The 12,776-nt window shown below is 70.0% G+C and carries 12 protein-coding genes and 3 tRNA genes; 6 read left to right on the plus strand and 9 right to left on the minus strand.

What is annotated here, in order from left to right; genetic code table 11:
• Positions 1-197 precede the first annotated feature (197 nt).
• From ACH442_RS08740 to ACH442_RS08775, 8 genes are all read right to left on the minus strand, one after another.
• Positions 198-273, minus strand: a tRNA-Glu gene (locus ACH442_RS08740).
• Between the two features lie 601 nt (positions 274-874).
• A tRNA-Glu gene (locus tag ACH442_RS08745) sits at positions 875-947 on the minus strand.
• Positions 948-1,006: 59 nt separating this feature from the next.
• A tRNA-Gln gene (locus ACH442_RS08750) sits at positions 1,007-1,078 on the minus strand.
• Positions 1,079-1,141: 63 nt separating this feature from the next.
• A complete protein-coding gene (locus ACH442_RS08755) occupies positions 1,142-1,951 on the minus strand; it encodes an SDR family oxidoreductase (protein ID WP_396337335.1) in 810 nt (269 codons plus the stop codon).
• A 161-nt stretch (positions 1,952-2,112) separates the two neighbouring features.
• Positions 2,113-2,907, minus strand: coding sequence for a fumarylacetoacetate hydrolase family protein (locus tag ACH442_RS08760; protein ID WP_396337336.1), 795 nt, complete (start codon positions 2,905-2,907; stop codon positions 2,113-2,115).
• A gap of 35 nt (positions 2,908-2,942) precedes the next feature.
• Positions 2,943-3,185 (minus strand): helix-turn-helix transcriptional regulator, encoded by a 243-nt coding sequence (locus tag ACH442_RS08765; RefSeq protein ID WP_396337337.1) that lies wholly within the window; start codon positions 3,183-3,185, stop codon positions 2,943-2,945.
• Positions 3,185-4,024: an ABC transporter permease gene (locus ACH442_RS08770; protein WP_396337338.1), complete on the minus strand. Its 840-nt coding sequence runs from the start codon at positions 4,022-4,024 to the stop codon at positions 3,185-3,187. The genes ACH442_RS08765 and ACH442_RS08770 overlap by 1 nt, the downstream gene beginning before the upstream one ends.
• Positions 4,021-4,944 (minus strand): ABC transporter ATP-binding protein, encoded by a 924-nt coding sequence (locus ACH442_RS08775; protein WP_396337339.1) that lies wholly within the window; start codon positions 4,942-4,944, stop codon positions 4,021-4,023. The genes ACH442_RS08770 and ACH442_RS08775 overlap by 4 nt, the downstream gene beginning before the upstream one ends.
• 268 nt (positions 4,945-5,212) lie before the next feature.
• Here ACH442_RS08775 and ACH442_RS08780 point away from each other — a divergent pair, with 268 nt between their 5' ends.
• Positions 5,213-6,154, plus strand: a complete 942-nt coding sequence (locus ACH442_RS08780) for a 3-methyladenine DNA glycosylase (protein ID WP_396337340.1) — start codon at positions 5,213-5,215, stop codon at positions 6,152-6,154.
• 300 nt (positions 6,155-6,454) lie between these two features.
• On the opposite strand, the gene arfB is transcribed toward ACH442_RS08780, so the two are convergent.
• Complete coding sequence (gene arfB, locus ACH442_RS08785; RefSeq protein ID WP_396337341.1) at positions 6,455-6,895, minus strand: alternative ribosome rescue aminoacyl-tRNA hydrolase ArfB; 441 nt, start codon at positions 6,893-6,895, stop codon at positions 6,455-6,457.
• 107 nt (positions 6,896-7,002) lie between these two features.
• Between arfB and ACH442_RS08790 the strand changes: the two genes are divergently transcribed.
• From ACH442_RS08790 to thrS, 5 genes are all read left to right on the plus strand, one after another.
• A complete protein-coding gene (locus ACH442_RS08790) occupies positions 7,003-8,328 on the plus strand; it encodes a M16 family metallopeptidase (RefSeq protein WP_396337603.1) in 1,326 nt (441 codons plus the stop codon).
• Entirely contained in the window at positions 8,328-9,662 is a 1,335-nt protein-coding gene (locus ACH442_RS08795) for a M16 family metallopeptidase (protein ID WP_396337342.1), read from the plus strand. Before ACH442_RS08790 ends, ACH442_RS08795 begins: the two co-directional genes overlap by 1 nt.
• Before the next feature lie 150 nt (positions 9,663-9,812).
• Positions 9,813-10,808: an endonuclease/exonuclease/phosphatase family protein gene (locus ACH442_RS08800; RefSeq protein WP_396337343.1), complete on the plus strand. Its 996-nt coding sequence runs from the start codon at positions 9,813-9,815 to the stop codon at positions 10,806-10,808.
• Positions 10,805-11,338 carry a GNAT family N-acetyltransferase gene (locus ACH442_RS08805; RefSeq protein ID WP_396337344.1) on the plus strand — a complete coding sequence of 178 codons (534 nt, stop codon included), beginning with the start codon at positions 10,805-10,807 and terminating at the stop codon, positions 11,336-11,338. The genes ACH442_RS08800 and ACH442_RS08805 overlap by 4 nt, the downstream gene beginning before the upstream one ends.
• Before the next feature lie 138 nt (positions 11,339-11,476).
• Positions 11,477-12,646 carry a threonine--tRNA ligase gene (gene thrS / locus ACH442_RS08810; RefSeq protein ID WP_396337345.1) on the plus strand — a complete coding sequence of 390 codons (1,170 nt, stop codon included), beginning with the start codon at positions 11,477-11,479 and terminating at the stop codon, positions 12,644-12,646.
• Positions 12,647-12,776: the final 130 nt, after the last annotated feature.

The raw sequence follows: 12,776 nt of genomic DNA on the forward strand, positions 1-12,776 counted from the left end.
CGACGCGGGCTGAACGATTCCGGTCTCCTCCGCGGGCCGCACGAAGTATCCGAAGTCCACCCGCCGCACCGTGAGATCGGTCATCGTCGCAGTATCCCGGCGAACCGCCGCCCCGGCCCCGAACTCCGCTCCCGGCAGAGCCTCCGCAACTCGGAACGAAAATGGCCCGCACCGTAAACGGTGCGGGCCACACATCGTGGTAGTCCCGAAGGGATTCGAACCCTCGCTACCGCCTTGAGAGGGCGGCGTCCTAGGCCGCTAGACGACGGGACCGAGAACTTTTGTTTCACCGCTCTTCCCGAGCGGCGGGCTGAACTCTATCAGCACCTTCACCGAATCCTCGAATCGGTCGACCGCTCACCACCCGCCTCGTGACCACCCCCACAGCCCCATCGGCCGCGCTGCCGAACCAACCGCCGCCAGCCCACCAATCGCCACCAACTCCGACGGCCACGATCAAGTCGCTCATACGCCTCTCCCCACCAGCCGGCCGAACCGAGCCGGCCCCCAGAGGTGGAACCGAACCCTCGGAACACACCTCTTGACCAGCCGATCAACGCGAGCTGGGCGTCGGTGGAGCAACCGAGGCGACGAAGCAGCGCTCGGCGCCGGCCGGGTGGAGCGAGGGGAAGCGGCACGAGCGGACGGGCGCGGCACGAGCGAGCGGACGCAGCACGAGCGAGCGGACGCAGCACGAGCGAGCGGACGCAGCACGAGCGAGCGGACGCAGCACGAGCGAGCGGACGCAGCACGAGCGAGCGGACGCGGGTCGAGAGGGCGCGCAGTGGAGGCGACTCGAGCGGCCGCGGTGTGGAGGCGGCAGGGGAAAGCGAAACGGCCCACATCCAACCGGATGTGAGCCGTTACCCAGAAGTAGTCCCGAAGGGATTCGAACCCTCGCTACCGCCTTGAGAGGGCGGCGTCCTAGGCCGCTAGACGACGGGACCAGAACTGCCGTTGCGCCGAAGCGCTCCAGCGAAGCCAACCAAACCAGCAGTTGACACCGCTGGGGTACCAGGACTCGAACCTAGACTAACTGAACCAGAATCAGTCGGGCTGCCAATTACCCCATACCCCATTTGGCCCGGCTTGCCGAGCCGTTGAGAACTTTACCCGACCCCTCTCCGCCCGCCAAATCGGGTTACCGAAACTGGTCCGCGTGACGTCTCGCCCACTCTCGGTAGCCCATCGCGGGCCGGCCCAGCAGATCGTGCACGGTCGATGTGGCCCGCTGCGGATGGCCGGCCGACCGGGCCAGCCCGTCCAGGTACCACTCCGCGGCGGCCGCGCCCATCGTCGCCGTGAAGTGGTCGCGGGCGGCGTCCCCGGTCAACTCTTCGTAGATCAGTGAACGGCCGAGCGCCGCCCCGATCTCGGCCACCTTCGCCCGCCGGGAGAGCGCCACCGGCCCGGTCAGCTCGTAGGACCGGCCGTGATGTTCCGCGCCGCCGAGCAGCACCCGGGCGGCCACGGCGGCGATGTCCTCCTGGGCGACCGGCGCGTTCACCACGTCCGGGTACGCGTCCCGCACCACGTCACCGGCGCGGATCTGCGCCGCCCAGAGCAGTCCGTTGGAGGTGAACTCGCCCGGCTCCAGATGGGTGAACGGCACCCCGGACGCCTCGACCCCGTCCTCCACGCCCTGCCAGTGGGCGCCTTTGGGTCCGGACATGTCGACGATATGCCGTACGCCCGAATCGGCAGCAAGCTCGGCCACAGCCGAAGCGGAAGGTAGGTGGGGAGCGAGATAGAGCTTGTCGACGCCCGTCAGGGCGGCGGCGACGGAGTCGAGCCGTCCGAAATGTCCGAGCGCCACCTCGACCTCGCCGGGCAACGCGGCCTTGGCCGGGTCGACGGTGAAGGCCCGCACCTCGGTGGCGCCGAGCGCGAGCAACTCGTCGACGACCAGCCGTCCGACGTTGCCGGTGGCACCGGTGACCAGGATCCGCATGTCATGCCTCCCCAAACCGGCCACCGGCCGCCGCCGCGAGAAAAACTGCCGCACGAAAACTGCCGCACGAAAAGCCGCGGCAGGAAAGCCGCCGCGAGAAGCCGCGACAGAAGAGCCGCTGCAGGAAAGCAGGTGCAGCCGCCGCAGAGAACCGCGGCGGATCAGTCCAGCGCCACCACGGTGTTGCGCAGCTCCCCGATCCCCTGCACGCTCACCGACACGGTGTCTCCCGGCTCGATCTTGCTGACCCCGGCCGGCGTGCCGGTCAGGATGACGTCACCGGGCAGCAGCGTCATCACGTGCGAGACGTAGGAGACCAGGCTCGGGATGTCGAAGACCATGTCCTTGGTCCGCCCGATCTGCCGGACCTCCATGTTCTCCGGGTTGCGGCCGACCTCGCACCGCACCTCCAGGTCGCTGACGTCCAGCTCGGTCTCGATCCACGGGCCGAGCGGGCAGAACGAGTCGAAGCCCTTGGCCCGGGTCCACTGCGGATCCTTGCGCTGCAGGTCACGGGCGGTGACGTCGTTGGCGCAGGTGTAGCCGAAGATCGCTTTCTCGGCGCCGGCACGGTCGACGCGGCGGGCTCCGCTGGCGCCGATCACGACGGCGAGCTCGGCCTCCTCCTCGACCTGGGTGGTGACCGACGGGATCCGGATCGCGTCGTTCGGCCCGATCACCGAGGTGGACGGCTTGATGAAGATCAGCGGCTCCTTGGGCACCTCGTTGCCCATCTCGGCCGCGTGGTCGGCGTAGTTGCGACCGATGCCGATCACCTTGCTGGAGAAGATCGGCGCAAGCAGGCGCACGTCCGGAAGCGCCCAGCGCTGCCCGGTGCGGACCACCGTCTCGAACGGCAGACTGCTGATCTCGGCCACTGTGAGGCCGGAGGCGCCGTCACCCTCGACGACGCCGAACGACACTCCAGCGGCATGAACAAAGCGGGCGAAGCGCACGGGAAATCCCCTCTGAAGACGGACTTCCCTGAAATCTACGCCGGATGACTCGCCGCACCGAGCCGCGGGAACGGCTCGAGGGCGAACACCACCTCGACCGGCACCTCGAAGTACTGACAGATGCGCAGGGCCAGGTGGAGGCTGGGGCTGAACTCGCCGCGCTCCAGGTAGCCGACGGTCTGGTAGTGCACGCCCAGCGCGTCGGCCAGCTGCCGCCGGGAGATGCCGCGCTCGGCGCGCAGCATCGCGATCCGGTTGTACGTGATCTCGCTCGCCATCAGCGCCCCACTCGGGACAACGCCCGCTCCCGTCGCGCCGCGACGGCCGAACCGGACTCCCGCGCGGCCATCCGCCGCAGCAGGATCGGGGCCAGCACCAGGCCCAGAACCGCCCAGCCGGCCAGCACCCCGAACGTCTCCGGATGCCGCCAGGAATGCCCGATCTCGGCCGCGGCGAGGGAGTCGGGCAGGAAGACCGAGCGCATGCCCAACCCTAGCCAGTAGAGCGGGAAGACCTGTGCGAGACCCTGCAGCCAGCCGGGGAGGCTCGCGATCGGATAGAAGATGCCGGAGATCGCGATCGTCCCGAAGATCGGCAGCGTCACCAGCGCCATGTTGCGCGGGTCGTCGAAGAGCGAACCGACCGCCGCGCCCAGCGGCAGGGTCGCCACGAAGCCGATCGGGAGCAGCCAGAGCAGGGTCAGCCAGCCGTCGGCGTCCACCGACAGGCCGTCGACCAGGAACAGGCCGGGGATCAACTGGATCAGGAAGCCGATCAGCGTCATGCCGCCGACCAGCACCACCTTGCCGGTCAGATAGCTGGTCATCCCGCTCGGGACGGCCTTGGCCCGCAGCAGCGTGCCGTCTTCCCGGTCGACGATCAACTGTTGCGAGGTGGTCATCAGGCCGCCCATCGCCACGCCCATGCCGAAGACGCCGGGCAGCGTGCGCGAACCGAGCGAGAACGACGTGCCGGGAACTGTCGAGTTCCGCATGAAGTAGACCGTGCCGAGCAGCAGGACGGCCGGGAACAGGTACGACCAGAGGTCGGTCGAGTTGGTGAGCGTGTGCCGGATCTCGATCCAGCCCCGGCGCACCCCCATCACGATCGGGGTCATCGCCGCGCCTCCGCCTCGTGCACCAGTTTCATGTAGGTCTCCTCCAGGCTGGAGCGGCGCACCTCCAGGTCACCGATCGCCTTCCCGTACTGACGGAAGAGCTCCCGCACATACCCCGTGGCATCCGCCGTGGAGTGCACGAAGCGCTGCCCGTCGCGCGTCCACCGGATCTCGGACTCGCCGGCCACCCGCCGTGACAGCTCGTCGGCCGAGCCGCTCGCGATGATCCGCCCGCCGGCCAGGATCAGGATCCGGTCGGCGAGTTTCTCCGCCTCGTCGAGGTCGTGGGTGGTGAGCAGCACCGTGGTGTCGGCCATGTCGGTCAGCTCGTGGATCAGGTCGTGGAACTCACGCCGGGCCGCCGGGTCGAAACCGACCGTCGGCTCGTCGAGGAAGAGCAGCTCGGGGCGGCCGACGATGCCGATCGCCACGTCCAGCCGGCGGCGCTGGCCACCGGAGAGCCGGCTGACGCGGGTGCGCGCGGCGGCGGTCAGGCCGACCGCGTCGAGCAGCTGGTCGACCGGCCAGGGGCGGACGATCCGGTCGGTACTGAACGGGGCGTAGTGCAGGCTGACGTGCTCCAGCAGCTCACGCACATGCCACTTGCCGTGGTCGCGCCAGGACTGCAGGACGACGCCGAGCCGGGCCCGCCAGCGCTCGCCGCCGTGCTCCGGGTCGACGCCGAGCACCCGCACGTGCCCGGCCGAGCGCCGCCGGAACCCTTCGAGGATCTCGATCGTGGTGGTCTTGCCCGCACCGTTCGGCCCGAGGAGTGCGATCACCTCACCGGGACGCGCCGAGAAGCCGATGCCGTCGAGGACCTCTTTCGGCCCGTATCGCATGCGCAGGTCTCGAACCTCGATGACCGGCTCGGCGACCAGCGGCTCCGCGCCGGCGCCCTGCACTACCGCCTCCGTCATGTCCATCAAGCTATCAAAGTCGTAGTAGATGTACTACATTGCTTCGCATGGATTCTGTCGTTGTCCTGACGCTGGGGCTCGGTCCCCGGCTGGGGTTCGCGCTGCCCGGCGCACCCGGGCTCGGCTGGTCGGCGTCGCTCCGAAAACCACCGATATCCGATCAAGACGGGAAAAGCACTCCGGCCGCTCGGAAAGAACACACCGTGGCGGAGCTCATTCGCGCCTAACGGTGATCGTGTTGATCGCTTCGGCTAGATACATTGGTGCGATGGGGATCAAGCAGGTGAGGGCACTCACCACCACGCTGCCCTCGGTCACCTGGATACCCCTCGCCCGGGCGCACGCCGAGCGCGCCGACGAGATGACCGCGGGCCACCGTGCCCGCCGGGCGACGGGTGAGAAACACGCCATCGAGGATTTCCTCTACGACTACTACGGGACCCGTCCGGCGATGCTGCGCCGCTGGCACCCGGGCGTCGGCGCCGGCCTGGCCTCGGCTCCCGACGGCCTGGCCGAGCACGCCGGCTGGAAGTTCTACGCGACCCACGAGGACGGCATCGTCGCCCTCGACGAGGACGCGTTCATGCACGGCCGCGGCGAGAGCGTGCGCTACATCCACGGCCTGCTCACCGCGACCGCGTCGCGCCCGGTCTTCTCCGGCTGCTTCGGCCTGCACGAGTGGGCCATGGTCTACCGCGACCCCGAGCACCGGCACCCGCTGCCGCTGCGGCTCGGCCAGTCCGAGACCGACAAGGTGGTCGAGCAGCACACCATCCGCTGCACGCACTACGACGCGTTCCGCTTCTTCACGCCCGAGGCCGTCGGGCTCAACCGGCTGCAGCCCACCCGCGCGACCCAGGTCGATCTGGACCAGCCGGGCTGCCTGCACGCCGCGATGGACGTGCACAAGTGGGCGCAGAAACTCGGCCCGGCCGTCCCCGGCGCGCTCGCGCTCGACTGCTTCGCCCTGGCCGGCGAGATCCGCCTGCTCGACATGCAGGCCAGCCCCTACGACCTCACGTCCTACGGTCACCCGCCGGTGAAGATCGAGACTCCGGAGGGCAAGGCGGAATACGTCGGCCGTCAGCGCGAGCTGGCCCGTCGCGCCGCCGGTCTGCGCAGCCGCCTGATCCGCGTCTGCGAGGCCCTGCTCGGCGCCGAGGGCGCGGCCCGCAACCGCGAAGCCGTCGCCCCGTACAACCACAGATGACCGCTTGATCCCAGAACCGCCGAAAAAGCCCGATCAACCCCATTTGCGCGTACGCCGTGAACCCGCACCGGTTCCGGTCCGGCCCATGACAGCCCCACGCGATGCCGTCACCGGTTCGGGTCACGCCATCGACGCTCACGCGCGAGGCCCGCACGGGGCCGGTCTCGCAGCGCGCTCCCGGTTCCGGCTGGTCCGCACCGTGGCTATGCGGCACGGACAACCGTGAGAACCAGCCGGGGCCACGAGCCGCGGCCGGACCCCGGCCCACCGCGAAGCACGCGGGCGAGGCTGGTGGTGGGGTCAGTCGGTGGGGTAGTTGCGGCGGTTGCGCTTGGTCTCGGCGCGCTGCTTCTTGGCCGTGATGCGCCGCTCGACCGAGCCCTTCGTCGGGCGGGTCGCGCGGCGGGCGCGGGGCGGGACGGCGATCGCGGAGGCGATCAGGGAGCCGAGGCGGGCCGCGGCGGCCTCACGATTACGCAGCTGGGAGCGGTGTTCGGAGGCGGTGACGGTGAGCACGCCGGCGACCAGGCGGGTGCCGAGTCGCTCGACGGCACGTTCCTTCAGGGACACCGGCAGCAGGTCGGAGCCGAGCAGGTCCCACGAAAGCTCGACCCGGGAGTCGGTGGTGTTCACGCCCTGGCCGCCCGGGCCACCGGAGCGGGAGAAACGCCACGAGAGCTCCGCCGCCGGGATGGTCAGGCGGTCGTTCACCCGTACGTCCTCAAGCACGCCGCCCAGCATGGCACCCGGACCGCCCGGCCGCCATCCGGTTATAGATCGACTCGGCGGGAACGCCCAGAGCGAACGGAGCCTCGCAGCCGGGGCCGAGCACGGCATCACAGGGCATGATGGGTCGGGTGACGTCCCCAACCGCACCGGTCGCCACGACCGGTTATCCGTGGCCCATCGAAACCACGCGGCTGGCGAACGGCCTGCGCGTCGTCGTCAGCGAGGACCGGACCGCTCCGGTCGTCTGCGTCAATCTCTGGTATGACGTCGGCTCCCGGCACGAACCGCCCGGTCAGACCGGTTTCGCGCACCTCTTCGAGCACCTGATGTTCGAGGGTTCGCAGCACGTGAAGAAGACCGAGCACATGAAGCTCGTACAGGGCAACGGCGGTTCGCTGAACGCCACGACGAACCCGGACCGGACGAACTATTTCGAGTCCATGCCGTCGGAGCACCTGGAGCTGGCGCTCTGGCTGGAGGCGGACCGGATGGGCGGCCTGGTTCCGGCGCTGACCCAGGAAACGCTGGACAATCAGCGCGAGGTGGTGAAGAACGAGCGCCGCCAGCGGTACGACAACGTGCCGTACGGGGATGCCTGGTTGCGTCTCCTGCCGCTGCTCTACCCGGAGGGCCACCCGTATCACCATTCCACGATCGGGTCGATGGAGGATCTGAACGGCGCGGCGCTGGACACGTTCAAGGCGTTCCACGCGCAGTACTACGCGCCGAACAACTGCGTGCTCACGGTTGCCGGAGACGCGTCGCCGGCCGAGGTGTTCGCGCTGGCGGAGAAGTATTTCGGGCCGATCGAGCCGGTTCCGGCCATCCCGCCCGCGCCGAACGGGCACCTGCCCGGCCCGGCCACCGAGGCCGTGCGCGAGACCGTGACCGCGGCCGTCCCCGCCCCGCGCATCTACCTGTCCCACCGGACGTACCCGTTCGGGACGGCCGGGTACGACGCGATCACCGTGCTCGCCACGGTGCTGGGCAGCGGCCGGGGCAGCCGGCTCTACCAGCGCCTGGCCGACGGCAAGCGGATCGCCCAGCCCGACTACATCGGGTCGTACGGGGTGGATCTCGCGCACGCCCCGGCCCCGCTGATCATCACGGCCACCGCGAAGGACGGTGTGGACGTGGCGACGCTGGAGGCCGGGCTCGACGAGGTGGTGCAGAGCCTGATCGACGAGCCGGTGACGGACGAGGAGCTGAACCGGGCGAAGGCGCTGCTGACCACGAGCTGGTGGCGGCAGGTGTCCACGGTCGGCGGCCGGGCGGACACGCTGGGGCGTTACACCACCCAGTTCGGTGACCCGGCGACCGCCGGTTACCGGCTCCCGGCGTGGCAGGCGGTGACCGCCGACGACATCACCGAGGCGGCCACGCGGACGCTGCAGAAGGACTCCCGCGTCACGTTGACGTACCTGCCCGAGGAAGGTCCAGCCTGATGACGCTGATCACCACGCGCCCCGAGCCCGGCACCGCCCGGCCGTACGCGTTCCCGGCTCTGCGCCGGGTCACCGCGCACGGCGGCACGGTCGTCGCCGCGCACCTGCCCGGTCAGGTCCTGGCCACGGCGGTGCTGCTGCTCGACGCGAGTGCCGCCCGTGAGTCCGAGGGCCGCGAGGGCACCGCCACCGTCCTGGCGAAATCGCTGGAGGAGGGCACGAAGAAGAGGGATTCCGCGGCGTACGCGCTGGCTCTGGAAGGTCTCGGCGCCGAGCTCTCGCCGTCGGTCGACTGGGACGCGTTCCGGATCGGCGTCTCCGCCCCGGCCCCGCAGCTGGCCGGTGCGGTCCGGCTGGCCGCCGAGGCCGCCCGGACGCCGAAACTGGACCCGGAGGACGTGGTCCGGGTCCGTGACGACGAGGTGACCGCGCTGCGGATGGACTGGGCGCAGCCCGGCCCGCGGGCGGACGCGGCACTGCGCGGTGCCCTGTTCGCCGCCGAGGGCCGGTACCGCAAGCCGCTGCACGGCGACCCGTCGTCGGTGGCGGCGGTGACCGTGGACGACGTGGTCGCGTTCCACCAGGAGTGGATGCTGCGGCCGGGTGTGCTGCTGGTCGCCGGCGACCTGGACGGGCTGGACCTGTCCGAGCTGGCCGAGGCCGCGTTCAGCGGCACCGGGGGGCAGGCACTGTCGCCGTCGGCGCCGCTGGGTCTGACGATCCCGGCGAAACCGCACGTGATCCTGGTCGACCGGCCCGGTTCGGTGCAGTCGACACTGCGGCTCGGTCACCGGGCGCCGGAGCGGGCCACCCCCGACTACGTGCCGATGACGCTGGCCGCGACGGTGCTGGGCGGGGCGTTCACGTCCCGGCTGAACCACCTGATCCGCGAGGTCAAGGGCTACACGTACGGGATTCGCGGCTCCTACGCGATGACCCGCCGGGCCGGCCGGTTCGAGGTGGCGGCCGGGGTGCAGACGGCGGTGACCGGCCCGGCGATCAAGGACACGCTCGGCGAGATCCGGCGCACCCAGGAGGAGGGCGTCACCGAGGCCGAACTGGCGGTGGCGCGCTCGTGGCGGGCCGGTCAGCTGTCGGTGGAGATGCAGACGCCGGGGGCGATCGCCGGGGCGCTGGCCAGCCTGGTCGTGCACGGGCTGCCGGACGACTACTACGAGACGCTGCGCCAGGAGTACCTGGAGGCGACCGTCGAGACGGTGTCCGAGGCCGCTCGGCGGCACCTCGCGGTGGACGGGTTGACGCTGGTCGTCGAGGGTGACGGCGAGAAGATCCGCGAGGATCTGGCCGCCTTCGGCGACGTGAACGAAGCCTGATTGCTCGCTTCGCTCCGCGGTGAAACGCCTTGTAACCGGTGAGGAGGCAGTTGATTTCCCGCCGCCCGCGAACCCCGCGGGCGTGGAAAAATCAGCTGTCGCCTCACCGGCGGCGTTTTGCGGTGGTTGGAGTCGGATAACGTCGCGCCCATGACGATCACCGACGCGCCGGTGAAGGCGCGCCAGGCTCGCAGCAAAGTGCTCACGGTCCTGCTGTGGATCCTGTTGACGCCGGGACTGGTGTGGACGGTGATCCGGGTCGGCGGCTGGGAGCCGGGCCGGCTGATTCAACTGCTGGCTTTCACGCCGTACGTGGCGATCGGGTCTTTGATCTTGGCGGTTGTGACCCTGGTCCTCAGGCGGCGCGTGGCCGGCCTGGTGGCGTCGTTGATCGCGGTCGTGCTGGCGGCGTGTGTCGTGCCGCGGGCGCTGCCCGATCTCGACAAAGGACCGGGCCAGGGCGTGGTGCTGCGGGTGATGACGGCGAACATGCTGCTCGGCGGCGCGGACACGGCCGACGTCGTCCGCCTGGTCAAGGAGAATCGCGTCGACGTGCTGGCGTTGCAGGAGTTCGCGCCGAAGACGCTGGCCGGGCTGACCGCGGCCGGGCTGGACGAGCTTCTGCCCTACCGTTCGCCGGCGGCCGAGCCGGGGGCCAGCGGCTCCGGGCTGTATTCGCGTTATCCGCTGGCCGAGCCGAACTCGCAGCGCAACCACGGTGGCTTCCTTCAGGCGTCCGGGACGCTCCTGGCGCCCGGGGCCGCGCCGGTCGTCGTCGAGTCGGTGCATCCGTCGGCGCCGGCCCTGCCGCAGTGGTTCGGGGACTGGCGGACGGACCTGGCGAACGAGCCGCGCTCGGACGGCGACAACCCGCGGCGGATCCTGCTCGGCGACTTCAACTCGACGCTCGACCACAGCGCGTTGCGCACGCTGATCGCCCACGGTTACCGGGACGCGGCGGACACCGTCGGTCAGGGATGGGTCGGCACCTGGGGGCCGTATGACGGGGATCTCATCCCACCGGTCATGATCGATCATGTTCTGGTCGACCAGCAGATCGGAGTACGTGACGTGTCCGTGCACGGCGTGAAGGACTCGGACCACCGCTCGGTGGTCGCCGAGCTGACCCTCCCGGCGGCGTCATGAGCGTCGCCGTCCGCCCTCTGGCCCTGGCCGACGTACCCGAGTTGACCACGGTGCTGAATGCCAGCCGCGAGCACCTCGCGCCGTGGGACCCGATCCGCGACGAGAGTTTCTGGACCGAGGACGGGCAGCGGCAGGTCGTCGCCGACGTGCTGCGCGGCCCCGCCCTGCCGTACGTGATCGTGGTCGACGGTGCGATCGCCGGGCGGGTGAACCTGAACAACCTGGTCCGCGGCCCGTTCCAGTCCTGCAGCCTCGGCTACTGGGTGTCACCGGTACACACGGGCAAGGGCGTCGCGTCACAGGCGGTGGCCCAGCTCCTGCGCCTGGCGTTCACCGAGCACGAGCTGCACCGGGTCGAGGCAGGCACGCTGCTGCACAACGAACGGTCGCAACGGGTGCTGGTCAAGAACGGTTTCGAACGGTTCGGCCTGGCGCCGCGATATCTGAAGATCGCCGGTGAGTGGCAGGACCACTACCTGTTCCAGATCACCGTGGAGAATTGGCTGGAGCGGCAGGCGCCTTCCGCATAGGGTCGGCACCATGCTTTTCGACGCGATCACGACCACGCCGGGACCACCCGGCGTCGAATCGCGCTGACGAATCGGCCTCGGGCAACCTGCCCGAGGCCTTTTTCGTGCGGGTTGCCCTTCCCCAGAAGGAGACCCGTGATGATCGACCACCGTAAACTCGGCCGCGAGCTGGACCTTTTCGACTCCGACCCGCTGATCGGGGCCGGGCTGCCGTTCTGGCTCCCGGCCGGCGCGGCGGCACGGCGTGAGGTGGAGAACTACCTCCACGACCTCGAACGGCGCCACGGCTACCAGCACGTCTACTCCCCCGCGCTGGGCAAACGCGCGATGTACGAGCTGTCCGGGCACTTGGCGAACTTCGCCGGCGACATGTTTCCGCCGATGCCGGCCGGTGAGGACGAACTGATGCTGCGACCCAGTTTGTGCCCCCATCACGCACTGATCTTCAAGGCGCGGCAACGGTCGTACCGGGAAATGCCCTTGCGAATCGCCGAACTGGGGCAGATGTATCGCCAGGAACGCTCCGGCGTGCTCGGCGGCCTTTCCCGGGTGCGGTCGATCGCGCTGAACGACGCGCACATCTTCTGCCCGGAGGAAAAAGCGGCGGGCGAGGTGGCCGGTGTGCTGCGGCTGATGCGTGAATCGCATGCGGCGCTCGGCCTGCGGCCCGCGAACTATCAGCTCTCGCTGCGCGGGCCGGGCAAGAAATACGGCGGCGACGACGAGAGCTGGGCGCGCTCGGAGGCCTTGCTGCGGGGCGCGCTTTCCGACGCTTCCATCGAGTACGCCGGGAAAGCCGGAGAAGCCGCGTTCTACGGCCCGAAGATCGACGTGCAGGTGGTGGATGCGGCCGGCCGTGAATGGACCGTCGCCACCGTCCAGATCGACTTCCACCAGCCGGAGCGGTTCGACCTGTCCTACGTCGGCGCGTCCGGCGCCCGCGCCCGCCCGGTGATGATCCACCGCAGTCTGGCCGGGTCGATGGAGCGGCTGTTCGGGCAGCTCATCGAGGAGCACGAAGGCGCGTTCCCGGTCTGGTACGCCCCGGTCCAGCTCGCCGTCCTGCCCGTCGGAGTCGACTCGTCGTTCGCGGCCTCGGCGGTCGCCGCCGGGCTGCGCGCCGTCGAGATCCGGGACGGTTCGCTCGGGGCGCGGATCCGGGCCGCCTCCAAAGTGCCGTACATCGCGGTGGTCGGCGCCCGGGACGAAGGGCTCGTCTCACTCCGGCTGCGGGGCGGGCGGCAACTCGACCCGATGCCCGGCGCGGAGGCGATCGCCCTGATCCGCGCCGCCGCCACCATCCGGTGATCGCCGCCGGTGAGGAGGCAGCTGGTTTTCCGCCACCCGCACACCCCGCGGGCGTCGGAAAACCAGCTGCCTCCTCACCGGTTACCAGGCGATCACCCGCGGAGCGAAGCGGAGCAATCAGACTCAGCAA

Source organism: Actinoplanes sp. NPDC020271 (assembly GCF_044388125.1).
GTDB lineage: Bacteria > Actinomycetota > Actinomycetes > Mycobacteriales > Micromonosporaceae > Actinoplanes.